Annotated in this window: 24 protein-coding genes; 22 read left to right on the top strand and 2 right to left on the bottom strand. The window is 59.7% G+C overall.

From position 1 onward, the window contains the following. Positions 1 to 2: 2 nt before the first annotated feature. The 22 genes from B4F27_RS15535 (at position 3) to B4F27_RS15640 (ending at position 20,538) form a co-directional block, all read left to right on the top strand. Positions 3 to 167: a hypothetical protein gene (locus B4F27_RS15535; RefSeq protein WP_005853995.1), complete on the top strand. Its 165-nt coding sequence runs from the start codon at positions 3 to 5 to the stop codon at positions 165 to 167. Next, on the top strand, positions 167 to 1,390 hold the full coding sequence (locus B4F27_RS15540) for an NADH-quinone oxidoreductase subunit D (protein ID WP_005853993.1): 1,224 nt from the start codon (positions 167 to 169) through the stop codon (positions 1,388 to 1,390). Before B4F27_RS15535 ends, B4F27_RS15540 begins: the two co-directional genes overlap by 1 nt. A 78-nt stretch (positions 1,391 to 1,468) precedes the next feature. Beyond that, on the top strand, positions 1,469 to 2,779 hold the full coding sequence (locus B4F27_RS15545) for an NADH-quinone oxidoreductase subunit E (RefSeq protein WP_286760083.1): 1,311 nt from the start codon (positions 1,469 to 1,471) through the stop codon (positions 2,777 to 2,779). A 34-nt stretch (positions 2,780 to 2,813) separates the two neighbouring features. Beyond that, the gene (locus B4F27_RS15550) at positions 2,814 to 3,809 is read left to right on the top strand and encodes an endonuclease (protein ID WP_286760084.1); all 996 of its coding nucleotides are present in this window, start codon (positions 2,814 to 2,816) and stop codon (positions 3,807 to 3,809) included. Between the two features lie 21 nt (positions 3,810 to 3,830). Continuing rightward, positions 3,831 to 4,058, top strand: coding sequence for a DUF5337 domain-containing protein (locus B4F27_RS15555; RefSeq protein WP_005853987.1), 228 nt, complete (start codon positions 3,831 to 3,833; stop codon positions 4,056 to 4,058). An 11-nt stretch (positions 4,059 to 4,069) separates the two neighbouring features. After that, on the top strand, positions 4,070 to 5,365 hold the full coding sequence (gene nuoF / locus B4F27_RS15560; protein WP_009824861.1) for an NADH-quinone oxidoreductase subunit NuoF: 1,296 nt from the start codon (positions 4,070 to 4,072) through the stop codon (positions 5,363 to 5,365). A 6-nt stretch (positions 5,366 to 5,371) separates the two neighbouring features. Beyond that, complete coding sequence (locus tag B4F27_RS15565) at positions 5,372 to 5,779, top strand: MAPEG family protein (protein ID WP_037944459.1); 408 nt, start codon at positions 5,372 to 5,374, stop codon at positions 5,777 to 5,779. A gap of 131 nt (positions 5,780 to 5,910) precedes the next feature. Continuing rightward, on the top strand, positions 5,911 to 6,198 hold the full coding sequence (locus B4F27_RS15570; RefSeq protein WP_009824859.1) for a hypothetical protein: 288 nt from the start codon (positions 5,911 to 5,913) through the stop codon (positions 6,196 to 6,198). 117 nt (positions 6,199 to 6,315) lie between these two features. Next, positions 6,316 to 6,717: a DUF5333 domain-containing protein gene (locus tag B4F27_RS15575; protein WP_037964163.1), complete on the top strand. Its 402-nt coding sequence runs from the start codon at positions 6,316 to 6,318 to the stop codon at positions 6,715 to 6,717. A gap of 4 nt (positions 6,718 to 6,721) precedes the next feature. Further along, positions 6,722 to 8,737 (top strand): NADH-quinone oxidoreductase subunit NuoG, encoded by a 2,016-nt coding sequence (nuoG, locus tag B4F27_RS15580; RefSeq protein WP_286760085.1) that lies wholly within the window; start codon positions 6,722 to 6,724, stop codon positions 8,735 to 8,737. Positions 8,738 to 8,748: 11 nt separating this feature from the next. Beyond that, complete coding sequence (locus tag B4F27_RS15585) at positions 8,749 to 9,117, top strand: hypothetical protein (protein WP_286760086.1); 369 nt, start codon at positions 8,749 to 8,751, stop codon at positions 9,115 to 9,117. Between the two features lie 6 nt (positions 9,118 to 9,123). Beyond that, entirely contained in the window at positions 9,124 to 10,164 is a 1,041-nt protein-coding gene (gene nuoH / locus B4F27_RS15590) for an NADH-quinone oxidoreductase subunit NuoH (RefSeq protein WP_005853973.1), read from the top strand. Between the two features lies 1 nt (position 10,165). Next, entirely contained in the window at positions 10,166 to 10,660 is a 495-nt protein-coding gene (gene nuoI / locus B4F27_RS15595) for an NADH-quinone oxidoreductase subunit NuoI (protein ID WP_005853971.1), read from the top strand. After that, complete coding sequence (locus B4F27_RS15600; protein WP_005853969.1) at positions 10,657 to 11,058, top strand: carboxymuconolactone decarboxylase family protein; 402 nt, start codon at positions 10,657 to 10,659, stop codon at positions 11,056 to 11,058. Before nuoI ends, B4F27_RS15600 begins: the two co-directional genes overlap by 4 nt. Then, complete coding sequence (locus B4F27_RS15605; protein WP_286760087.1) at positions 11,055 to 11,657, top strand: NADH-quinone oxidoreductase subunit J; 603 nt, start codon at positions 11,055 to 11,057, stop codon at positions 11,655 to 11,657. The genes B4F27_RS15600 and B4F27_RS15605 overlap by 4 nt, the downstream gene beginning before the upstream one ends. A 180-nt stretch (positions 11,658 to 11,837) precedes the next feature. Continuing rightward, positions 11,838 to 12,143, top strand: a complete 306-nt coding sequence (gene nuoK, locus B4F27_RS15610) for an NADH-quinone oxidoreductase subunit NuoK (protein WP_005853964.1) — start codon at positions 11,838 to 11,840, stop codon at positions 12,141 to 12,143. Between the two features lie 4 nt (positions 12,144 to 12,147). After that, positions 12,148 to 14,259: an NADH-quinone oxidoreductase subunit L gene (gene nuoL, locus B4F27_RS15615; RefSeq protein ID WP_286760088.1), complete on the top strand. Its 2,112-nt coding sequence runs from the start codon at positions 12,148 to 12,150 to the stop codon at positions 14,257 to 14,259. Continuing rightward, positions 14,259 to 15,815 (top strand): NADH-quinone oxidoreductase subunit M, encoded by a 1,557-nt coding sequence (locus B4F27_RS15620; RefSeq protein WP_286760089.1) that lies wholly within the window; start codon positions 14,259 to 14,261, stop codon positions 15,813 to 15,815. Before nuoL ends, B4F27_RS15620 begins: the two co-directional genes overlap by 1 nt. 11 nt (positions 15,816 to 15,826) lie before the next feature. Continuing rightward, positions 15,827 to 17,272 (top strand): NADH-quinone oxidoreductase subunit NuoN, encoded by a 1,446-nt coding sequence (gene nuoN, locus B4F27_RS15625; RefSeq protein ID WP_005853955.1) that lies wholly within the window; start codon positions 15,827 to 15,829, stop codon positions 17,270 to 17,272. Between the two features lie 7 nt (positions 17,273 to 17,279). Next, positions 17,280 to 18,071, top strand: coding sequence for a biotin--[acetyl-CoA-carboxylase] ligase (locus tag B4F27_RS15630; protein WP_081781252.1), 792 nt, complete (start codon positions 17,280 to 17,282; stop codon positions 18,069 to 18,071). A 21-nt stretch (positions 18,072 to 18,092) separates the two neighbouring features. Continuing rightward, positions 18,093 to 18,866, top strand: coding sequence for a type III pantothenate kinase (locus tag B4F27_RS15635; protein ID WP_009824851.1), 774 nt, complete (start codon positions 18,093 to 18,095; stop codon positions 18,864 to 18,866). A gap of 4 nt (positions 18,867 to 18,870) precedes the next feature. Then, the gene (locus B4F27_RS15640) at positions 18,871 to 20,538 is read left to right on the top strand and encodes a ribonuclease J (protein WP_064215545.1); all 1,668 of its coding nucleotides are present in this window, start codon (positions 18,871 to 18,873) and stop codon (positions 20,536 to 20,538) included. 172 nt (positions 20,539 to 20,710) lie between these two features. On the opposite strand, the gene B4F27_RS15645 is transcribed toward B4F27_RS15640, so the two are convergent. Together B4F27_RS15645 and B4F27_RS15650 are read right to left on the bottom strand one after the other, a co-directional pair. Then, entirely contained in the window at positions 20,711 to 22,315 is a 1,605-nt protein-coding gene (locus tag B4F27_RS15645; protein ID WP_286760090.1) for a DEAD/DEAH box helicase, read from the bottom strand. Between the two features lie 137 nt (positions 22,316 to 22,452). Beyond that, positions 22,453 to 23,397 (bottom strand): glycosyltransferase family 2 protein, encoded by a 945-nt coding sequence (locus B4F27_RS15650; RefSeq protein ID WP_286760091.1) that lies wholly within the window; start codon positions 23,395 to 23,397, stop codon positions 22,453 to 22,455. Positions 23,398 to 23,423 lie beyond the last annotated feature (26 nt).

Consider the following 23,423-nt stretch of genomic DNA (forward strand, 5'->3'; position numbering starts at 1 on the left):
GCATGTGGTGGTTCATACTGTCTGCCCTCACAATCATCCCGATGGTCAAGCTGTTGCCGTTTTTCGGGATCAATAAATACTGGTCTGTTGCCTGTATCGTGCCTTTGGGCACCGTCGCCCTTCTGTGGTGGATGGGCGTCAAACTGACCGAGCTGGAGCGTAAATGATGGACGGCACCAAAGGTTTCGAAGACGCCCTGACCGGCGAGCAGAAGATCCGCAACTTCAACATCAACTTCGGCCCGCAACACCCTGCGGCGCACGGGGTTCTGCGTCTGGTTCTCGAACTCGACGGCGAGATCGTCGAACGTTGCGATCCGCACATCGGCCTGCTGCACCGTGGCACCGAAAAGCTGATGGAAAGCCGCACCTACCTGCAGAACCTGCCGTATTTCGACCGGCTGGATTACGTGGCCCCGATGAACCAGGAACACGCCTGGTGTCTGGCCATCGAAAAGCTGACCGGTGTCGAAGTGCCCCGTCGTGCCTCGCTGATCCGCGTGCTCTATTCCGAGATCGGCCGCATCCTGTCACACCTGCTGAACGTCACCACACAGGCGATGGACGTGGGCGCGCTGACACCGCCGCTCTGGGGCTTTGAAGAACGCGAAGATCTGATGATCTTCTACGAACGCGCCTGCGGTGCCCGTCTGCACGCGGCCTATTTCCGCCCCGGCGGGGTCCACCAGGATCTGCCGCCCGCGCTGCTTGATGATATCGAGGCATGGACCCACAAGTTCCTGTCGGGCTTCATGGTCGACGTGGATCAGCTGCTGACAGAAAACCGGATCTTCAAACAACGTAACGCTGACATCGGCATCGTGTCTGAACAGGACATTCAGGATTGGGGCTTCTCGGGCGTGATGGTCCGCGGCTCTGGCCTGGCATGGGATTTGCGCCGTGCGCAGCCCTATGAATGCTACGATGAATTCGACTTCCAGATCCCGACCGGTGTGAACGGCGATTGCTATGACCGCTACCTCGTCCGGATGGAAGAAATGCGCCAGTCCACCTACATCATCCAGCAAGCCATCGAAAAGCTGCGCGCGCCCGAAGGGCAGGGCGATGTATTGGCGCGGGGCAAGATCACGCCACCCAGCCGGACCGCGATGAAAACCGACATGGAAAGCCTGATCCACCACTTCAAGCTCTACACCGAAGGGTTCCACGTCCCGGCCGGCGAAGTCTATTGCGCGGTCGAGGCCCCCAAGGGCGAATTCGGCGTCTACCTTGTGGCCGATGGATCGAACAAACCCTACCGTGCCAAACTGCGCGCGCCCGGCTACCTGCACCTGCAAGCGATGGACTATGTCGCCAAGGGGCACCAGCTGGCGGATGTCGCGGCGATCATCGGCACCATGGACATCGTTTTCGGAGAGGTCGACCGTTGAGCCGGGTCCTCTTCATTTTGCCAAATAAACTCCCGCCGGAGGCGCCCGCCGTTTCCGCAAGAACGAAAGCCTGATCTGATGCTGCGCCGTTTGCACCCTGACCAACCGACAAGCTTTGCCTTCACCCCCGCCAACCAGGCTTGGGCCGAAGCGCAGATCACGAAATACCCCGAAGGCCGTCAGGCCAGCGCGATCATCCCTTTGCTATGGCGTGCGCAGGAACAGGAAGGCTGGCTGAGCCGCCCTGCAATCGAACATGTCTCTGAAATGCTGGGCATGGCCTATATCCGCGGGCTCGAGGTTGCGACATTCTACTTTATGTTCCAGCTTCAGCCTGTGGGCGAGGTCGCGCATTTCCAGATTTGCGGTACGACATCCTGCATGATCTGCGGTGCCGAAGACCTGATCGAGGTCTGCAAGGAGCGCATCGCGCCCAAGGCACATCAGATCAGCGAAGACGGCAAATTCTCGTGGGAAGAAGTCGAATGTCTGGGGGCCTGTTCCAACGCGCCCATGGCGCAGATCGGCAAGGACTATTACGAAGATCTGACCGTCGACGGCTTCCGCGCCATGATCGACGAGATGGCGGCGGGGCAGGTGCCTGTACCCGGCCCGCAGAACGGGCGCTATGCCTCTGAACCGCTGTCCGGGCTGACCAGCCTGACCGATCACGACAGCGGCAAGACACAATACAACGCCAGCGCGCAGCTGGCCGTGGACATCGGCGACACGCTCAAGCGCATCGATGGTACCGAAGTGCCGCTGACGGCACCCTGGCAGGGTAAAGATGGTGCAGACAGCGCCGGTTCCGACAAGGAACAGCCTGTGGCGCGCAATGACAATATGCCACCCGAAGGTCCTGACGGTGCCCAAGGCGGTCGTACCGCCGCAGAGGAAGACGCACCACGTGACGTGGGCGATGCCTCGGATCAACACTCCGAAGCACCGGGAGAGGCTGACGGCACCGAAGCTGTGGGCAAACCCGAAGCAGGCAGCGTCGCACCCGGCGATCCGGCCCCTGCGCCCAAAGCCTCGACCGCGGGCACCAAAAAAGCATCGGTTGCGAAATCTGCCGAGGCCAATGCGGATGCTGCGGCCACCAAGCCCAAGACGCTGGATGCCCCCGAAGGCGGCGCGGCGGATGACCTCAAGATGATCAAGGGCATTGGTCCCAAGCTCGAAGCGCTGGTGAACAAGATGGGCTTTTACCACTTTAGCCAGATTGCTGACTGGGGCCCGAACGAGGTATCCTGGGTGGATCAGAACCTCGAAGGTTTCAAGGGTCGCGTGACCCGCGACAACTGGGTCGAGCAGGCGAAAAAGCTTGCTGCTGGTGAAGAAACAGAATTCTCGTCGCGCGCCACAAAAGATGGTATCTATAACACATAATAGATCATCTTGAATGGCGAACGAAGGGACGGACATGACTGATTTGACGCAAAAAGAGCAATGCAAACGCGGTTGCATGCGGTGGGGGGCCGGGGTCGGCCTTGTCCTCGCGTTGCTATTTTGGCTGGTTTTCGGCTGGGGCTTTATCGCCTCGCTGTTCCTTGGAATCATACTGGGGCTTGTGACCTTTGTGGTCCTGTCCAAATTCATGTGCGGGTCGCTTGGGGATGAGCCTATGCAGACGGCCAGCACCCCTGCGGCGGCGGCGGCACCTGCAACGGCGGCCACAACCCAAGCGGCCAGCGCCGCACCAACCAGCGACGCGGCGGTAGAGCCTGAGCCGACGCTGGAGGCGGAACCCGCTGCCACCGAAACGGTAGAGACCCGCCCCGAAGACACGACCGGCGGTCAGGCCGAGGCCGATGTCGGCGGTGCCGCGTCAGAGGCGACAGCGGGCACCTCGCCGGCAGCCAAAGACGAACCCGCCGCTTTCTCGGGGATCAAGCCCACGGCCAAGCTGAAGGGCCAAGAGGAACTCGCTGCGCGCAAGGGCAGCTACAAATACGAAGCCCCCGCAGCCGAGCCTGCACAGGCCAAGGCGGCTCCGGCTTCTGCGCCAGCAACAGAAGCGGCGGCGGAACCTGTCGCCTCTATCCCGGAACCAACGCCGGCTGAAAAACCGCAGGCACCGGCCACCGTCAAGGGGGCGACCTCGACCCGTTCGGGGATCGCGGATATTCCGGCGGGTACTGTGGAAAGCAGCCCCGAAACGCTGGACCAACCGCGCGCTGGCGGTGCCGATAACCTCAAGCTTATCAGTGGGGTAGGGCCGAAACTTGAACAAACGCTGAATGAGCTGGGGATCTATCACTTTGATCAGATCGCCAAATGGACCGCGGCTGAAATCGCTTGGGTTGATGCCCGCGTGCGGTTCAAAGGCCGTATTCAACGTGATGACTGGATGGCGCAGGCCAAAACCCTCGCCTCCGGTGGAGAGACCGAATTCTCCACCCGTAGTAAAAAGACCTGAGCCTGACATGGATGCCGTGTGATGACAGATAAGGAAGAAATCGCGCTGGCCCGTAAGGGCCGGATGGTCGGCCTTGTCATTGCCGGCACCATGTTGCTTTGGATCGCGGCGCAATGGCTTGCGCCGCAGTTCGGCTTGCCCGGACGCTATGCGCTGCTGTTCGATTTTGCCGCGCTGGCAGCCCTGATCTGGGCGATGGTCAATATATATCAGATGAGGCGGGCCCGCGCGGCCAGCCGTGACACATAAAGGTTAGCTTCATGCTTCAGGATCAAGACCGCATCTTTACCAATATCTACGGTATGCACGACCGCACGCTGAAAGGCGCGCAGGCGCGTGGCCATTGGGATGGCACGGCGGGCATCCTCAAGAACGGGCGCGACTGGATCATCGACCAGATGAAAGCCTCGGGGCTGCGGGGCCGTGGCGGTGCGGGCTTCCCTACCGGTCTGAAGTGGTCCTTCATGCCCAAGGAAAGCGACGGTCGCCCCAGCTATCTGGTGGTGAACGCCGATGAATCCGAGCCCGGCACCTGCAAGGACCGCGAGATCATGCGCCACGATCCGCACACGCTGATCGAGGGCTGCCTGATCGCGAGCTTCGCGATGAATGCCAACGCTTGCTACATCTACATCCGCGGCGAATACATCCGCGAGCGCGAAGCGCTGCAAGCCGCGATTGACGAGGCGTATGACGCGGGTCTTGTGGGCAAGAACGCCTGCAAATCCGGCTATGATTTCGACATCTATCTGCACCACGGGGCAGGTGCCTATATCTGTGGCGAGGAAACCGCGCTGCTGGAAAGCCTTGAAGGCAAGAAAGGCATGCCGCGGATGAAGCCGCCGTTCCCTGCGGGGGCCGGTCTTTATGGGTGCCCGACCACGGTGAACAACGTGGAATCCATCGCGGTGGTCCCGACAATCCTGCGTCGCGGTCCAGAATGGTTTTCAAGCTTTGGCCGTCCGAACAACGCGGGCACCAAGCTGTTTGCGATCTCGGGCCATGTGAATAATCCTTGCGTCGTCGAAGAAGCGATGAGCATCACCTTTGAAGAGCTGATCGAAAAGCATTGCGGCGGTATCCGTGGCGGCTGGGACAACCTCAAGGCTGTGATCCCCGGCGGGTCGTCTGTGCCGATGATCCCCGGTGCGCAGATGCGCGACGCGATCATGGATTTCGACTATTTGCGCGAACAACGCTCGGGCCTGGGGACGGCTGCGGTCATCGTGATGGATAACTCCACCGATGTGATCAAGGCGATCTGGCGTCTGGCGAAGTTCTACAAGCACGAATCCTGTGGTCAGTGTACGCCATGCCGCGAAGGGACCGGCTGGATGATGCGCGTAATGGACCGTTTGGTGCGCGGCGATGCGGAGCCCGAAGAAATCGACATGCTGCTCGACGTGACCAAGCAGGTCGAAGGCCACACGATCTGCGCCCTTGGGGATGCGGCGGCTTGGCCCATTCAGGGTCTGATCCGTCACTTCCGCGACGAGATCGAGGATCGCATCAAGCACAAACGCACCGGCCGCGTCAGCGCCGTCGCGGCGGAGTAACCTTTGATGGAAAGCTTTGCCGCCTATAGCCACGCGCTGACTGCTTTGGCTTTTTGGGCCATTCTGATCAGTGTCCTTGGCGCGCTCTCTACCATGGGGCGCACGCCTGAGGGACGCTGCGATTGCGGCAAGCCCAAGCGGAACTACGACGATGTGGTCTATCGCCGCGAACGCGCGTTCATGAACGCGATAGAGGCGTCGGGCCCGTTTCTGGCATCGACGCTTGCGGCGGTGCTGCTTGGCGCGCCTGTGTTCTGGGTGAACCTCTTTGCGGCGCTGTTCGTGGTGGTGCGGGTCGCGATGGCCGTGGTGCATATCGGGACAACCAACCAGCCGATGCGGTCGCTGTTCTTTATGCTGGGGCTGGTCTGTATTCTGGCCTTGGCGGTCCTGGCGATTTTCGCAGCCTTCTGAGGCACGACTGAAGAACGATAGCTTTCACCCGTTGATCGGGCAGGGGGCTGCACAAAAAGACGGGTCCGGCCACACCGGCAGAGTGAGGGAAGATGAAGCAGATTGTTCTATTTTGTATAACGGCCGCGGTCTTGGCCGGCTGTACCGCCCGCGAAGACCGTCTGGCCTTTGATGGTAAATATTTCCGCACCAAGCTGAGCAAAGTCGACGGGCAACGCGATGTCTTTACCCTGCGGGTGCGCAATGCGTCACAGTCGATCAACGGTGCCCGCGAAGCGGCGCGCTATGAAGCGACGGTTTATTGTGTGACCAACTATGGCAGTTCGGATATCAAATGGGTCGTGGGGCCGGACACCCCGCCCGAGAATTTGCGCCTTGTGGACGACGCTTTGACGTTTCAGGGGGCTTGCCCTTCCTGACCGTTTGCGCGACATACCGCTGGCAAATGGCTGATCCGGAGATGTTATTGAATAACATCGGGGTCAGTTCCCATGTGTAGCAAGGGGCAGTCCGCCCCGCTACATGAGGAGAGTAAGATGCGTAACGTATTGATCGCCGTAACAACCGTGGCCCTAATGGCCAGCCCTGTCGCCGCAAAGCCGCCGCTGCGTGATGTACCGGCTGTTGATGATGCGCTGCTTGATCTTGGACTGGCCGACCGGATTCGCAAAGAATGCCCCGATATCTCGGCCCGTATGATCCGCGCACTCAGCTATTTGAACACTGTGCACAATACGGCGAAATCTTTGGGCTATACGTCGGACGAAATTGACGCCTACCGTAAAAGCGATGCTGAAAAGGCGCGCATGAAGGCCCGTGGGGCCGCATATTTAAAGGCGAAGGGGGTCGATACTTCGGACCCGCAAAGCTATTGTGCGTTAGGGCGTGCAGAAATCCAAAAATCGAGCCGGATCGGTTCGTTACTGAGAGCGAAATAAGCATATGAGCGATACCCGCAAGATCATCATTGACGGCAAGGAAGTCGAAGTCGAAGGGGCGATGACGCTCATTCAGGCGTGCGAGGAAGCAGGGGTGGAAATTCCGCGTTTCTGTTACCATGAACGTCTGTCGATTGCCGGTAACTGCCGGATGTGTCTTGTGGAGGTCGTGGGCGGCCCACCCAAGCCTGCGGCGTCCTGCGCCATGCAGGTGCGCGACTTGCGTCCTGGCCCAGAGGGCCAGCCGCCTGTCGTCAAAACCAATTCGCCCATGGTTAAAAAGGCCCGCGAGGGGGTCATGGAATTCCTGCTGATCAACCACCCACTGGATTGCCCGATCTGCGATCAGGGCGGCGAGTGTGACCTTCAGGATCAGGCGATGGCCTACGGCGTTGACTTCAGCCGCTACCGCGAGCCGAAACGCGCGACCGAAGATCTGGATCTGGGTCCATTGGTTGAAACCCATATGACGCGCTGCATTTCCTGCACCCGTTGTGTGCGCTTCACCACCGAGGTCGCGGGCATTCACCAGATGGGCCAGACCGGCCGTGGTGAAGACGCCGAGATTACAGCCTATCTGGGGCAGACGCTCGATTCGAACCTGCAGGGCAACATCATTGATCTGTGCCCCGTGGGGGCGCTGGTCTCGAAACCCTATGCTTTCACCGCACGGCCGTGGGAGCTGTCAAAGACCGAATCGATCGACGTGATGGATGCGCTTGGGTCGAACATCCGTGTGGATACGAAAGGCCGCGAAGTCATGCGCTTCTTGCCGCGCAACCATGATGGCGTGAACGAGGAATGGATTTCCGATAAAACCCGTTTCGTCTGGGACGGACTGCGCCGCCAGCGTCTGGACACGCCCTATATTCGTGAAAACGGTAAACTGCGCAAAGCGGACTGGCCCGAAGCATTGGCCGCTGCCGCTGCTGCGATGAAGGGTAAGAATGTCGCCGGTCTGATCGGTGACCTTTCCTCGGTCGAGGCGACATATGCGTTGAAACAACTGATCGAAGGGCAGGGCGGCGTTGTCGAATGCCGGACCGATGGCGCGAAGCTGCCTGCGGGCAACCGGTCGGGCTATGTCGGGACCGCCACGGTCGAAGATCTGGATCACGCGCAAGCCGTGATGCTGATCGGCGCGAACCCCGCAGTGGAAGCACCGGTGCTGAACGCCCGTATCCGCAAGGCGTGGACCCGCGGCGCGGATGTGGCGCTGATGGGCCCAGCGGTCGATCTGACCTACGATTACGATCATCTGGGCGACAGCCCGTCGCTGCTGAATGACCTGCTGAAAAAGGATCACGCCGACATTGCCGAGAAATCCTCGGTCATCGTTGTGGGCATGGGGGCCTTGGCGCGCGACGACGGGGCTGAGGTTCTGGCCGCTGCCATGGCGCTGGCCGAGGCGACGCAATCCGGCTTTATGGTCTTGCACACTGCCGCATCCCGTGTGGGTGCGATGGATGTCGGTGCCGTTGCTGAAAATGGCATCAACGATGTGCTGGCCGCCGATGTGATCTATAACCTCGGGGCCGATGAGGGCGACATTCCTGCTGGCCCCTTCGTGATCTATCAAGGCTCGCACGGGGATCGCGGCGCGCACCGTGCCGATATCATTCTGCCCGGTGCCGCCTATACGGAAGAGGGCGGTTTGTTCGTCAATACCGAAGGCCGTCCGCAGCTTGCCGCGCGCGCCAGCTTTGCCCCCGGTCAGGCCAAGGAAAACTGGGCCATCCTGCGCGCGCTGAGTGCCGAGCTGGACGCCAAGCTGCCGTTCGATTCGCTTGCAGCATTGCGCAAGGCGCTGGTCGCTGATGTCCCGCATCTGGGGAATATTGATCAGGTTGCTGAAAACGCATGGCAGCCTGTGGCCACAGGCGATCTGGGCGACAGCCCGTTGCGCTTTGCGATTGCCGATTTCTACCTGTCCAACCCCATCGCCCGCGCCAGCCAGTTGATGGCAGAGCTTTCGGCCAACGCCAAAGCCCGCCGCGAAAAACCACTGGCGGCGGAGTGAGGATTTTGGGGATGATCTTGCCTTTGGTTCTGGGTGCCTGCGAGACGCAAGCGCCCATGGCCGAAGATTTCATTCCCGAGTATCGCGGTGTTGAAACCAAACTGCTGGACGGGGATCTTGTCCAGTTCGACGTGGCGATGACCAAAGCGCAGTCATCCGAGAATGTAGCGGAATACGCGGAATGTGCCGCGGCGCGCTATACTTTGATCCGGGGCTTTGGTTTTGCCCGCCACGTGCGTACAAATGTTGCGATCGAGGGTGGTGTCTGGCACGCAGATGCTGTTTACACCATCTCGCCAAGCCTGCCTGCGGGCTTGAAGACAATAGATGCTGAAGTGACCGTGCAGAACTGCATGGAAAAAGGCATACCGACGGTGTGAGGACCTATGGCTGACTTCTTTTTCAACACCACGCTGGGGACGATCCTGCTGATTATTGGCCAGATTTTCCTTGTTGTGATTCCCCTGCTTCTTGCCCTTGCGTTCCTGATGTACGCCGACCGGAAAATCTGGGCGTCGGTACAGCTGCGCCGCGGCCCGAACGTTGTAGGCATCTACGGTCTGCTGCAATCCTTTGCGGATTTCGCGAAATACATCGTCAAAGAGGTGGTCGTGCCCGCCGGTGCGGACCGCGCCGTGTTCTTCATGGCCCCGATGGTCACATTGGTTATGGCGCTGGTCGCCTGGGCGGTGATCCCGTTCAACGACGGTTGGGTTCTGTCGAACATCAACGTCGCGATCCTTTATGTCTTCGCGATCTCGTCGCTTGAAGTCTATGGCGTGATCATGGGCGGGTGGGCGTCAAACTCCAAATACCCGTTTCTGGGCTCGCTGCGCTCTGCCGCGCAGATGATCTCTTACGAGGTGTCGATCGGCCTGATCATCATCGGCGTCGTCATCAGCTCTGGCTCGTTGAACTTCGGGGACATCGTGCTGTCGCAAAGCGGCGACTACGGTCTGCTGAACTGGTACTGGCTGCCGCACTTCCCGATGCTGATCCTGTTCTTTATCTCGGCGCTGGCCGAAACCAACCGCCCGCCGTTCGACCTTCCCGAAGCGGAGTCGGAACTGGTTGCCGGGTATCAGGTCGAATATTCCTCCACGCCCTTCTTGCTGTTCATGATCGGCGAACTGGTCGCCGTGGTGCTGATGTGCGCGCTGATCTCGCTGATGTTCTTTGGCGGTTGGCTGTCGCCGATCCCCGGCCTGCCGGACGGCATCTTCTGGATGGTCGCGAAAATGGGGCTGGTGTTCTTCTTCTTCTCGTTGGTCAAGGCGATCACCCCGCGGTACCGCTATGACCAGCTGATGCGTCTGGGATGGAAAGTGTTCCTGCCGTTCAGCCTGTTCTGGGTTGTCTTCGTATCCTTCGCCGCGAAATTCGATTGGTTCTGGGGTATCTATGCCCGTTGGACAGTAGGGGGCTGATATGGCTAACACCGACTATACCCGTCACGCGAAATACTTCCTGCTGCAGGATTTCTATCAAGGCTTGAAGCTGGGCATTAAGTATATGTTCAAGCCCAAGGCGACGATCAACTACCCGCATGAAAAGGGCCCGCTGAGCCCTCGTTTCCGTGGTGAACATGCCCTGCGCCGCTATCCCAACGGGGAAGAGCGTTGCATCGCGTGCAAACTGTGCGAAGCGGTGTGCCCGGCGCAGGCGATCACCATCGACGCGGAACCGCGCGATGATGGCAGCCGCCGCACTACGCGCTACGACATCGACATGACCAAATGCATTTATTGCGGTTTCTGTCAGGAAGCCTGCCCGGTTGACGCGATTGTCGAGGGGCCGAACTTTGAATTCTCGACCGAGACCCGCGAAGAGCTGTTCTATGACAAGGCCAAGCTGCTGGACAACGGCGAACGCTGGGAAGCTGAAATCGCGCGCAACCTCGAACTGGACGCGCCGTACCGATGACCGACAGCCAGAACCCTTTTGAAGAGATGATGCGTCAGATGCAGGATATGGCCAAAGCCTTTCCTGCAATGGATGCGTTTTCCCCCAAAGGGTTCGAGGCGATGATGGGCAAGATGCCCAAAGACATGATGGAAACGTTTTTTGGCAATACGATGAACCCCAACGGGTTGGATGCCAAAACACGGATGTTGCTGACGATTTCGGGGCTGACCATGCAGGGTGCCCAGAATGACGTGGCGCTGCGTCAGGCCGTGATCCACGCGGTAGAGGCAGGCGCCCACAAGCAGCAAGTGATAGAGACGATCGGGCAGATGGCGGTTTTCGCCGGCATCCCCGCCATGACCCGCGCAATGGAAATCGCGCAGGGTGTTTTGGATGACAAGGAAGGTGACGCATGAGCGTTTTCGCATTTTACCTCTTCGCGATCAGCGTGATCGCTGGCGGGCTGTTCACTGTGATCAGCCGCAACCCCGTGCATTCGGTGCTGTGGTTGATCCTGTCCTTCCTCAGCGCGGCGGGGCTTTTCGTGCTGCTCAACGCCGAATTCGTCGCGATGCTGCTGATCATTGTCTATGTCGGCGCGGTCGCGGTTCTGTTCCTGTTCGTTGTCATGATGCTTGATGTCGATTTCGCCGAGTTCAAGGCCGAAATGGCGCGCTATATGCCGCTGGCCCTGCTGATCGGTCTGGTGATCCTGATGCAATTCGTGATGGCGTTCGGCGCGTGGGATGCGAACTCTGCCGCCGAAGGTCTGCGCACGCAGGTGATCACTGACGAGGTGCACAACACCGCCGCATTGGGGCTGATCCTTTATGATCAATACTTCCTGCTGTTCCAGCTGTCGGGTCTGATCCTGCTGGTCGCGATGATCGGGGCGATTGTGCTGACGCTGCGCCACCGTGCGGATGTGAAACGCCAGAACGTGGTCGATCAGATGATGCGCGATCCGAAGCTGGCGATGAAACTGAATGATGTGAAACCCGGGCAGGGCCTTTAAGCGGCCTGCCCAATCAAGGATGTGATGCATGTCACGTAATACAATTGTGGTGCTTGTCGTGGTTTTGATCGTGGTCGTGGGCGGCTACAGCATTTTCTAGATGCGACGGGATCGGGATGGAAACATCTCGCGACAAGAACTAAAGAACGCCTGAAACGGGCAAAAGAACCGAGGGACGACATGATCGGAATTGAACATTACCTGACAGTAGCGGCGACGCTGTTTGTCATTGGCATTTTCGGGCTATTCCTGAACCGCAAGAACATCATCATCATGTTGATGTCGATCGAGCTTATGCTCTTGGCGGTGAACATCAACTTTGTCGCCTTCTCCTATTATCTGGGTGATTTGGTGGGGCAGGTGTTCACGCTGTTCGTCCTGACCGTCGCTGCGGCAGAGGCCGCAATCGGGCTGGCCATTCTGGTCTGCTTCTTCCGCAATCGGGGTACGATCGCGGTTGAAGATGTCAACGTGATGAAGGGCTAAGATCATGGAAACGATCATTCTTTTCGCACCACTTGTCGGTGCATTGATCTGTGGTTTCGGCTGGAAGCTGATCGGGGAGAAGACCGGCCAATATGTGGCAACGGGTCTACTGTTCCTCGCGGCGCTGCTCAGCTGGATCGTCTTCCTTTCGTTTGACGGTGAAACACAGCACATCCAGATCCTGCGCTGGATCGAAAGCGGCAGCCTGTCGACCGATTGGGCGATCCGTCTCGACCGTCTGACCGCGATCATGCTGATCGTGATCACCACGGTCTCCAGCCTCGTGCATCTCTATTCCTTCGGCTACATGGCCCACGACGAGAATTTCTCGGACGCGGAGCCCTATCGCGCCCGTTTCTTCGCCTATCTGTCGTTCTTCACCTTCGCGATGCTGATGCTGGTGACATCTGACAACCTTGTTCAGATGTTCTTTGGCTGGGAAGGCGTGGGCGTCGCATCCTATCTGCTGATCGGCTTCTACTATAAGAAGCCCACGGCGAATGCGGCGGCGATCAAGGCGTTTGTGGTCAACCGTGTCGGTGACTTCGGCTTTGCGCTTGGTATCTTCGGCCTGTTCTATCTGACCGACTCGATCAAGTTCGACGATGTCTTCGCCGCAACACCCGAACTGGCGGAAACAACCGTTGGTTTCCTTTGGGCCGACTGGAATGCCGCGAACCTGATCGCGATCCTGCTGTTCATCGGTGCGATGGGTAAATCGGCGCAGCTCTTCCTGCACACATGGTTGCCCGACGCGATGGAAGGCCCGACGCCTGTGTCGGCGCTGATCCACGCCGCGACGATGGTGACGGCCGGTGTTTTCCTTGTCTGCCGCATGTCTCCGTTGATGGAGGTCGCCCCCGAGGCAATGACATTCGTCACCTTCCTTGGAGCCACCACCGCCTTTGTCGCCGCGACCATCGGTCTGGTGCAGAACGACATCAAACGCGTCATCGCCTATTCGACCATGTCGCAGCTTGGCTACATGTTCGTGGCCGCTGGCGTTGGCATGTATTCTGCCGCGATGTTCCACCTGTTCACCCACGCGTTCTTTAAGGCGATGTTGTTCTTGGGGGCGGGGTCGGTGATCCACGCCATGCACCACGAGCAGGACATGCGTAACTATGGCGCGCTGCGTAAGAAAATCCCCTATACGTTCTGGGCGATGATGATCGGTACGCTGGCCATTACCGGTGTCGGTATTCCGTTGACGCATTTCGGCTTCGCGGGCTTCCTGTCCAAGGATGCGATCATCGAAAGCGCCTGGGGCGGCGGGTCCATGTATGGCTTCTGGATGCTGGTGATCGCCGCTGCGATGACAAGCTTCTACAGCTGGCGCCTGATGTTCCTGACCTTCTTTGGCAAGGCGCGCGGCGACAAGCATACCCATGACCACGCACATGAAAGCCCGATGGTCATGCTGGTGCCGCTTGGCGTGCTAAGCCTTGGCGCGATCTTTGCGGGTATGATCTGGTACAACAGCTTCTTTGGTCATGCCGAGGATGTGGGCGAGTTCTATGGCATCCCCATGGCCGAGATGGCCGCCGGTGGTGAAACCCATGTTGAAGGGGCGGAAGACAGCCACGCCGACGCAGGCGACCACGCTGAAGACGGCCAAGGTGCCGATGCCGGTCACCACGGTCCCGCCTTCGCCGGTGCACCGGGCGAGGGGGCATTGTATATCGCACCGGACAACCACGTTCTGGACGACGCCCACGCCGCACCGGCATGGGTCAAGGTCAGCCCGTTCATCGCGATGGTCTTTGGCCTTGTGATGGCCCTGTGGTTCTACATCTGGAACCCGACCCTGCCGTCGCGTCTGGCGGCGAACCAGCGGCCGCTTTATCTGTTCTTGCTGAACAAGTGGTATTTCGACGAACTTTATAACGTGATCTTCGTCAAACCCGCGATGGCCATCGGTCGCTTCTTCTGGAAGCGCGGGGACGGCAATGTGATCGACGGCACGCTGAACGGTGTCGCTATGGGGATCATCCCGTTCCTCACCCGACTGGCAGGGCGCGCGCAGTCCGGCTATATCTTTACCTACGCCTTTGCCATGGTGATCGGCATCGCGGTCCTTGTGACCTGGATGACGATGAGCGGGGGGGCACACTAATGGATCATCACTTGCTTTCCATCATTACCTTCATGCCCAGCTTTGCGGCGCTTATTCTGGCTGTGTTCCTGCGGGGCGATGACGCCGCAGCGGGGCGCAATGCAAAGTGGCTCGCACTGATCACGACGACGGTCACCTTTCTGATCTCGCTGTTCATCCTGTTCGACTTCGACCCGTCCAACACCGGGTTCCAGTTCGTCGACGAGGCGCAGTGGCTGATGGGCCTGAAATATCGCCTGGGCGTTGACGGGATTTCGATCCTCTTCGTGATGCTGACCACCTTTATGATGCCACTGGTCATTGCCGCCAGCTGGAACGTAGAGACGCGGGTTAAGGAATATATGATCGCCTTCCTGCTGCTGGAAACGCTGATGCTCGGCGTGTTCATGGCGCTGGATCTGGTGCTCTTCTACCTCTTCTTCGAAGCGGGTCTGATCCCGATGTTCCTGATCATCGGCATCTGGGGCGGGGCGAACCGCATTTACGCTTCGTTCAAGTTCTTCCTCTATACCTTCCTCGGCTCTGTCCTGATGCTGGTGGCGATGGTGATGATGTACGCGGATGCCGGCACGACCTGTATCGGCGGGTGCGAGGTCAGCTTGCTGACCCATACCTTTGCCTCCGACAGCTTCTCGATTGCGGGGATCACGGTGGTCGGCGGGCTGCAGACCATGATGTTCCTGGCGTTCTTTGCCAGCTTTGCGGTGAAAATGCCGATGTGGCCGGTGCACACATGGTTGCCTGACGCACACGTTCAGGCGCCGACAGCCGGTTCCGTGGTGCTGGCGGCGATCCTGCTGAAAATGGGCGGCTACGGCTTCTTGCGCTTCTCGGTGCCGATGTTCCCTGTGGGGGCAGACGTGATGGCCCCGCTGGTGCTGTGGACGTCGGCGATCGCGATTGTCTATACTTCGCTGGTGGCGCTGGTGCAGGAAGACATGAAAAAGCTGATCGCCTATTCCTCGGTTGCGCATATGGGTTTCGTGACCATGGGTATCTTTACCTTTAACCAGCAGGGTCTGGATGGCGCGATCTTCCAGATGATCAGCCACGGCTTCATCTCGGCTGCGTTGTTCCTCTGTGTGGGCGTCATCTATGACCGGATGCACACCCGCGAGATTGACGCCTATGGCGGTCTGGTGAACCGGATGCCTGCCTATGCGCTGGTGTTCATGTTCTTCACCATGGCCAACGTCGGTCTGCCGGGGACATCGGGCTTTGTCGGGGAGTTCCTGACGCTGATGGGCACGTTCCAGGTGAACACCTGGGTCGCGGCGGTAGCTACCTCCGGGGTGATCTTCTCGGCGGCCTATGCGCTGTGGCTCTATCGCCGCGTGGTGATGGGCGATCTGATCAAGGAAAGCCTGCGCACCATCACCGACATGTCGCGCCGCGAACGCTGGATCTTTGCCCCGCTGGTGGCAATGACGTTGCTGTTGGGTGTCTACCCGGCGCTGGTGCTCGACATGATCGGGCCATCGGTTGCCGCCCTTGTTGATAGCTATGATACGGCCCTGGAGGCGGCAGGTGCCGCTGTCCAGACGGCCTCAGAATAAAGGACCGCGCGATGATTTCCGCTGATCTGAATGTCATCCTGCCCGAAATCCTGCTGGCGCTTTTCGCGATCCTGGCACTGCTTGGGGCGGTTTACACCAACAAGGACGCCGCCGCGGGGGTGATCGTCTGGGCCACAGCAATCGTGATGACGCTGCTGGCGATCTGGATCGGTATGACCAGCGGTGGCACCACGCGCATCGCCTTTAACGGTCTGTTCGTCGAAGACAGCTTTGCCCGTTTTGCCAAGGTCACCATGCTGCTCAGCGCGGCGGCGGTGCTGGCGATGTCCGAAGCCTATATGAAAAAGCGCGGGCTGCTGCGGTTTGAATATCCGGTGCTGATCGCGCTGAGCGTCGTCGGCATGATGATGATGGTCAGCGCGGGCGACCTGATGACCCTTTACATGGGCCTCGAGCTGCAATCGCTGGCGCTTTATGTCGTCGCCTCTCTGCGTCGTGACAGCGTGAAATCGACCGAAGCGGGTCTGAAGTATTTCGTTCTGGGCGCTTTGTCCTCAGGTCTGCTGCTGTACGGTGTGTCGCTGGTCTATGGCTACGCCGGTACCACGCAATTCGCGGGCGTCATGAGCCTTGCGAGCGCAGGGCAGACATCGATTGGCCTGTTGTTCGGGATCGTCTTTGTCGTCTCCGGTCTGGCGTTCAAGGTGTCGGCCGTGCCGTTCCACATGTGGACGCCCGATGTCTACGAAGGCGCACCGACGCCGGTTACAGCTTTCTTCGCCACAGCCCCCAAAGTTGCCGCGATGGCGCTGTTTGCCCGCGTGCTGCATGACGCCTTCGGCAATGCTGTCGCCGACTGGAGCCAGATCGTCGCGCTGCTGTCGGTCCTGTCCATGTTCCTTGGTGCCGTCGCCGCGATTGGTCAGACCAACATCAAACGCCTGATGGCCTATTCCTCGATCGCCCACATGGGCTATGCGCTGATCGGCCTTGCCGCCGGGACTGAGCTGGGTGTCAAATCCATGCTGGTCTATCTGGCGATCTACGTGACCATGAACATCGGCACCTTTGCCTTCATCCTCGGGATGGAGAAAGACGGCCAGCCGGTCACCGATATCTCGGCGTTGAACATGTATTCCAAACGCGCGCCGGGTAAGGCGCTGGCGATGCTGGTGCTGCTGTTCTCGCTTGCTGGTGTGCCGCCGATGCTGGGCTTCTTCGCCAAGCTGGGTGTCTGGCAGGCGGGTGTGGATGCGGGGCTGGTCTGGCTGGTTGTCGCCAGTGCCGTCGCCTCGGCCATCGGTGCCTATTATTACCTGCGTATCGTTTTCCTGATGTATTTCGGTGCCGAAGGCGATGACCGTCTGGATGAAGGCAAAAGCAGCCTGCTGTCGGGGTTCGTTGTTGCCTCTGCCGTGATCATGGTCGTGGGGATCCTGAATATGTTTGGCGTCGAAACTGCTGCGATCTCTGCAGCGGCGACGCTGATCAACTGATCTGCCGGTGACATCGGTGAACAATGGCGCTTCCACCGCGGGAGCAACGGGGGCCAAGGCGCAGAACGCGTCTTGGCCCGATGGCTATGGGCGGCAGGTTTTCGATAGCGTCGATTCCACGCTGAGCGAGGCGGCACGCCAAGCGAGCGAGCTGACGGGGTCCACATGGATCCTCGCGCAGGAGCAGACCGCCGCACGCGGTCGGCGCGGGCGGTCCTGGGCCACGCCACGGGGCAATTTTGCAGCGACGCTGATGATGCGCCGGTCCGAAAGCCCCTCGACCGCGGCGCTGCGCAGCTTTGTCGCCTCGCTTGCCCTGCGCCGCGCCTTTGTCGCCACCACGCGGGACGAGGGGGCCTTTACCCTGAAGTGGCCCAACGACGTGCTGCTGAATGGCGGTAAGGTCGCGGGCATCCTGCTGGAAAGCATCGGTGATTTTCTGGCCATCGGAATCGGGGTGAACCTTGCCCATGCGCCCGGTGCCGATCAGGTCGAGGCAGGGGCCCTACGCCCCGTTTCCGTCGTGGCAGAGACCGGCAAGGTGGTCCCGCCCGAGGTCTTTCTAGATGCGCTGGCGGCGGAATACGCGCAGTTGGAAACCCAGTTCCAGACCTATGGTTTTGCCCCCATCCGTACCGCGTGGTTGTCCCATGCCGCGCGTTTGGGCGAAGAGATCGTCGCGCGCACCATGAAGGACGAAACCCGTGGTGTGTTCGAAGACGTGGACGCGCAAGGCAACCTGATCCTGCGTACCCCCAAAGGCCGCGTGCCCATCACTGCGGCGGATGTATTTTTCTAAGCGCGAGCGGAGGGATGTGCCATGCTGTTGGCGATTGACTGCGGAAACACCAATACAGTCTTTTCGATCTGGGACGGGGCGCGGTTCCTCGGGACGTGGCGGACCTCTACCGAATGGCAGCGTACCTCTGACCAATATTACGTCTGGCTCAGCACCTTGATGAAGTTTCAGGGCGTCGAGGCAGATATCACCGATGTCATCATCAGCTCGACCGTGCCGCGGGTGGTGTTCAACCTGCGCGTTCTGGCGGACCGCTATTTTGACACGCGGCCCATTGTGGTGGGCAAACCCGATTGCCTGCTACCGGTGGATGTCCGCGTTGACGAAGGCACCGCCGTGGGGCCTGACCGTCTGGTCAACACGGTGGCGGGGCATGATCTTTATGGCGGTGATCTGATCATTGTCGATTTCGGCACGGCGACGACCTTTGACGTGGTCGATACGGACGGGGCCTATATCGGCGGGGTGATTGCCCCCGGTGTAAACCTGAGCCTTGAGGCATTGCATAACGCCGCAGCGGCCTTACCTCATGTAGACATCTCGAAACCACAGGCGGTGATTGGTACAAATACCGTCTCTTGCATACAATCGGGCATTTTTTGGGGTTATGTTGGCCTCGTCCGTGAGATATGTGCCCGAATAAAGGCTGAGCGCGGCCGCGAAATGCGCGTGATTGCCACAGGCGGGCTGGCCCCGCTCTTTCAACAGACAGTCGATCTGTTTGATGCATACCAAGATGATTTGACGATGCACGGCCTGACCGTGATTTATAACTATAACAAGGATACCGCTTAGTCATATGAGCAGCGAAAGATTGATCTATCTGCCCCTCGGTGGGGCAGGTGAAATTGGCATGAATGCCTATGTCTATGGATACGGGAAACCCGGTAAGGAGCGGCTGATTGTTGTCGACCTTGGCGTGGCCTTCCCCGACATGGACACAAGCCCCGGCGTGGATCTGATCATCCCCGATATCGCCTGGCTTGAAGAACGCCGCGACCAGATCGAGGCGATTTTCATCACCCACGCCCACGAAGACCATATCGGTGCCGTGGCCCATACCTATGACCGCCTGCGCGCGCCGATCTATACGCGGAAATTCACCGCCAATATCGCCAAGCGCAAGATGGACGAATACGGCCACCCCGACGATGCGGTGACCACCGTGGCCCCTTGGCCGCAGCAAACGACCGTAGGGCCGTTCAAAGTGGGCTTCCTGCCCATGTCCCACTCCATCCCTGAATCGTCGTCGCTGGTGATTGACGTGGCCGGCGATCGGCTGATCCACTCGGGCGACTTCAAAATCGACATGACACCCGGCGTTGGTGAACCCTACGACCCCGAACTTTGGGCCGACGTGTCCAAAGACGGCGTCAAGGCGCTGATCTGTGACAGTACCAACGTCTTCTCGCAGCATGCCGGTCGGTCCGAAGCGACCGTCGGGCCAGAGATTGAAAAGCTGCTCGGCACCGCGCAGGGTATGGTCGTCGCGACGACCTTTGCCTCTAACGTCGCGCGTGTGAAGACGCTGGCGGATGCGGGCGAACGGGCAGGGCGGTCGGTTGTGCTGCTGGGACGCGCGATGAAACGCATGGTCGAAGCCTCGCTTGAAACCGGCGTGATGAAGGACTTCCCCCCGGTCGTGAGCCCGGAAGAAGCCCGCGGCATCCCGCGCGAGAACCTGATGCTGCTGGTGACAGGCTCGCAAGGGGAGCGCCGTGCGGCGTCGGCACAGCTGGCACGCGGCAAATACATGGGGCTGGAGATGAAGGAGGGGGACATGTTCCTGTTCTCCTCCAAAACCATTCCGGGCAACGAGCGTGGGGTGATCAAGGTGATCAACGCATTCTCCGAGATGGGCGTTGATATCGTCGACGACAGCTCGGGTCTGTATCACGTATCGGGCCACGCCAACCGTCCCGATCTGGAAACGCTGCATGACGTGGTCAAGCCGCAGATCCTGATCCCGATGCATGGTGAGCACCGCCACCTGCGTGAGCACACCAAAATCGCCAACGCCAAGGGGATGAAGGGTGTTCTGGCCGTCAACGGCATGATGATCGACCTGTCGGGCAACGAGCCCAAGGTCGTTGAATATGTCGACAGCGGGCGGACCTACCTTGACGGCTCGACCCAGATTGGCGCGATGGATGGCGTTGTGCGCGACCGTATCCGCATGGCGCTGAACGGCCACGTCACCGTGACTGTCATCATGGACGAGAATGACGAAGCCTTGGGCGATCCTTGGGTCGATGCCATGGGTCTGCCAGAGCAAGGGCGATCCAAGACGTCGCTGGTTGACGTGCTGGAAGCCGATCTGGCCCAGTTCCTTGGCCGTGCGAATGCCAAGACCCTGCGCGACGACGACAAGCTGCACGACGGTCTGAAGCGCACTGTGCGTCAGTCCGCCAACGATGAGATCGGCAAAAAGCCCGAGGTTACCATCGTGGTCAGCCGCCTGAGCTAAAATGCTCTCACGCTAAATAGAAGCGCCGCGCAGCCCTCTGCGCGGCGTTTTGCGTTTGTGGGGGCAGGGTGTGGCGCGTCGGAGCGGCTGCAAGGCAAAGCGGTAACCATAAAGAAAAAGGCGCAGAGGATGCTCTGCGCCTTTAATCGTTTCAGTCAGTTGGTGCGCGGGGTTATTCGCGACGCTCGGCAAAGCTCAGGCCGATGAACTCGGGCGTGTGATCGCCCAGACCGACGACGCGGTTGTCGTTGCGGTTGTTCTGCTGACGGTTGTTATCACCGCGCCCGCCACGGCCACCGCGACGGTTGTTGGGTTTGTCGTCTCGAGCAGCGTCTGCCTTTTGGGCAGGGGCCTTGTCTGCGGACTCCTTGGCTGGTTTGTCCGACTTTTTGTCTTGCGGCTTTGCATCAGATTTGGCGTCCGCTTTGGCATCGGGTTTGTCAGCCTTAGGGCTGTCCGCCTGCGCCGTCTCTGTCTGTTCAGCGTCAACCTTAGCCGCATCAGGCTTTTTGCGGCTGCGCGTGCGGGTGCGTTTGGGCTTTTCAGATTTGGCTGCCTCATCGGATTTCGCAGCGGGGGCATCGGTTGTCTTGGCCTCTGCCGCGGTGGCCACTTTTGCCTCCGAACCGCCCAAGGGGTTGTCGAGGCGCGGGATCTCGCGCTGTACCAGACGTTCAACGTCTTCGAGGTTCTTTTCGTCCCGCGGGACGCAGATCATGATAGCCTTGCCATCACGTCCCGCGCGACCCGTGCGGCCGATCCGGTGCACGTAATCCTCGGCATGGGAGGGCACGTCGTAGTTATACACGTGGCTGACCGACGGCACATCAAGGCCGCGCGCGGCCACGTCAGAGGCAACAAGGAAGCGCAGATCGCCGTTGCGGAACCCTTCCAGTGTTTTGGTCCGCTGGCTTTGATCAAGATCCCCATGGATCGGAGCCGCGTCATAGCCGTATTTTTTCAACGACTTAGCGACCGTATCCACATCCATCTTGCGGTTGCAGAAGATGATCGCGTTGGTGCATTTGTCGCCTTCGGCGTCGATCAACGCGCGCAGCACTTTACGTTTTTCCGTCGCTTCGCGGTCCTTGCGCGAGGCTTTGAACATCAGCACGCCTTGCTCGATATTCTCGCTCGTGGTGGCCTGACGGGCCACTTCGATACGCTCGGGCGCAGAGAGGAAGGTGTTCGTAATCCGCTCGATCTCGGGGGCCATCGTGGCCGAGAAGAACAGCGTCTGACGGGTAAAGGGCGTCATCTGGAAGATGCGTTCGATATCGGGGATGAACCCCATATCCAGCATACGGTCGGCCTCGTCTACGACCATGATCTTCACGTCGGACAAGATCAGCTTGCCGCGCTCAAAGTGGTCGATGAGGCGGCCGGGCGTGGCGATCAAAACGTCAACGCCCTTGTCGATCAGCTTGTCCTGCTCTCCGAACGACACGCCGCCGATCAGCAGCGCTTTGGTCAGTTTCAGGTGCTTGGTATAGGTGTCGAAGTTCTCGGCCACCTGTGCCGCCAGTTCCCGCGTGGGGCACAGCACCAGACTGCGCGGCATCCGGGCGCGGGCGCGGCCACGGGCAAGCAGGGTGATCATGGGCAGGGTAAAGCTGGCAGTTTTGCCGGTGCCTGTTTGGGCGATTCCCAAGACATCCTTGCCTTCAAGGGCAGGGGGGATCGCGCCGGCCTGAATTGGCGTGGGGGTTTCATACCCGGCCTCATCAATGGCTTTCAGGACTTTAGGATTAAGGTTTAGATCAGAAAATTTTGTCATGTGTGTCCGATGATAGCGGACATACACTTGGCCCGCGGCAGCATTCATGTCGGCCCGCATGGCCCAAGGGGCGGAGGCTCTCCGCGACATGTTCTGCACCCATTAACAAAGACTCCCCGTCGCGTCAAATGGATGCGCTAAAGCCCTGTGAAACGGGGGAAATGTGTTGCCAGTTGGTTGGGCAGCGCCAGATCAACCTCGCGTAGCAGCCCGTGGTCGCGCAGGCGGCTGCGCAATTCCGGTGTATCTGCGCAGACTTCGTCGAAAAACGCGCGCAACCCGTCCTCTCCGCTTTCACTCTCTATCATCGAGAAAAGGTCGTTGAGCGACAGACCGCCTTGGTCATAGGGGCGGTTGGGGCGCAGTTCGGGGCGGTAGCTGCCCTTGGTGACGCGGTAGCGGTAAGCGGCGATCCAGTCGTCCCATGTTTTCGCATGGGCATGGGCCAGCGTGATGTCGGGCGGGGCGTCGTGACAGTCCAGCATCTCGCCCTTTTGAAAGACGTTGTGGATGCGCAGTTGCATATTCGGCAGCCCCGTGCGGACAAATACCTTGCCCGCAAGATGGCTGAGAAACCCGCCCTTCAAATAAGTGCCATAGGTCGGATAAAGCTCTGCCACAATGCGCGCGCGGTCGGGGCCGGCGGGGATGAACCCCTTGAACGCCGTCGGATCGCCTGAAAGCTGCTCCATCGGGCGGATGCGGGTGGCGGGCGCAGCTTGCGGGATATCGGCCAGAAGGCCAGCGATCGGGCGGTCTGCGACCAGATACTCGTCCGCATCCATGTGGATCAGCCAGTCTACCTCGCGGCGGCGGTTGTAGGCATGGGTCGCATTTGCCGTCTGGCGTTGCTGGTGGGCGTCTGGTCGGTCGCGTTTGCGCTGCTTCCAATAGCGCGCGTCGCAGGTGATGACACGGATCTTGGGATGGGCGTCCAGATGGGCAAAGGCCTCCTCATTGGGCGCATCCAGATAGATGTACAGCCGCTGCGCGCCCGCCGCCAGATGATAGGCGGCGAACTGCAATATGTCGCGCGTCGGTGCCAGAATGGTAGAGGCGATGCCCCATGTCACATCAGTCATGGGGCCAGTTTGCGGTGCGTCGGTCG

Origin of the sequence: Sulfitobacter sp. UBA1132 (assembly GCF_002311545.1) — a bacterium.
GTDB lineage: Bacteria > Pseudomonadota > Alphaproteobacteria > Rhodobacterales > Rhodobacteraceae > Sulfitobacter > Sulfitobacter pontiacus.

Coding starts and splice junctions, on each gene's coding strand:
- B4F27_RS15635 (WP_009824851.1), top strand. CDS start 18,093: ATGCTGTTGGCGATTGACTGCGGAAACACCAATACAGTCTTTTCGATC.
- B4F27_RS15555 (WP_005853987.1), top strand. CDS start 3,831: ATGACAGATAAGGAAGAAATCGCGCTGGCCCGTAAGGGCCGGATGGTC.
- B4F27_RS15640 (WP_064215545.1), top strand. CDS start 18,871: ATGAGCAGCGAAAGATTGATCTATCTGCCCCTCGGTGGGGCAGGTGAA.
- B4F27_RS15550 (WP_286760084.1), top strand. CDS start 2,814: ATGACTGATTTGACGCAAAAAGAGCAATGCAAACGCGGTTGCATGCGG.
- B4F27_RS15585 (WP_286760086.1), top strand. CDS start 8,749: ATGATCTTGCCTTTGGTTCTGGGTGCCTGCGAGACGCAAGCGCCCATG.
- nuoH (WP_005853973.1), top strand. CDS start 9,124: ATGGCTGACTTCTTTTTCAACACCACGCTGGGGACGATCCTGCTGATT.
- B4F27_RS15620 (WP_286760089.1), top strand. CDS start 14,259: ATGGATCATCACTTGCTTTCCATCATTACCTTCATGCCCAGCTTTGCG.
- B4F27_RS15565 (WP_037944459.1), top strand. CDS start 5,372: ATGGAAAGCTTTGCCGCCTATAGCCACGCGCTGACTGCTTTGGCTTTT.
- nuoL (WP_286760088.1), top strand. CDS start 12,148: ATGGAAACGATCATTCTTTTCGCACCACTTGTCGGTGCATTGATCTGT.
- B4F27_RS15575 (WP_037964163.1), top strand. CDS start 6,316: ATGCGTAACGTATTGATCGCCGTAACAACCGTGGCCCTAATGGCCAGC.
- B4F27_RS15535 (WP_005853995.1), top strand. CDS start 3: ATGTGGTGGTTCATACTGTCTGCCCTCACAATCATCCCGATGGTCAAG.
- B4F27_RS15605 (WP_286760087.1), top strand. CDS start 11,055: ATGAGCGTTTTCGCATTTTACCTCTTCGCGATCAGCGTGATCGCTGGC.
- nuoK (WP_005853964.1), top strand. CDS start 11,838: ATGATCGGAATTGAACATTACCTGACAGTAGCGGCGACGCTGTTTGTC.
- nuoG (WP_286760085.1), top strand. CDS start 6,722: ATGAGCGATACCCGCAAGATCATCATTGACGGCAAGGAAGTCGAAGTC.
- B4F27_RS15650 (WP_286760091.1), bottom strand. CDS start 23,397: ATGACTGATGTGACATGGGGCATCGCCTCTACCATTCTGGCACCGACG.
- nuoI (WP_005853971.1), top strand. CDS start 10,166: ATGGCTAACACCGACTATACCCGTCACGCGAAATACTTCCTGCTGCAG.
- nuoF (WP_009824861.1), top strand. CDS start 4,070: ATGCTTCAGGATCAAGACCGCATCTTTACCAATATCTACGGTATGCAC.
- B4F27_RS15600 (WP_005853969.1), top strand. CDS start 10,657: ATGACCGACAGCCAGAACCCTTTTGAAGAGATGATGCGTCAGATGCAG.
- B4F27_RS15540 (WP_005853993.1), top strand. CDS start 167: ATGGACGGCACCAAAGGTTTCGAAGACGCCCTGACCGGCGAGCAGAAG.
- B4F27_RS15645 (WP_286760090.1), bottom strand. CDS start 22,315: ATGACAAAATTTTCTGATCTAAACCTTAATCCTAAAGTCCTGAAAGCC.
- B4F27_RS15545 (WP_286760083.1), top strand. CDS start 1,469: ATGCTGCGCCGTTTGCACCCTGACCAACCGACAAGCTTTGCCTTCACC.
- nuoN (WP_005853955.1), top strand. CDS start 15,827: ATGATTTCCGCTGATCTGAATGTCATCCTGCCCGAAATCCTGCTGGCG.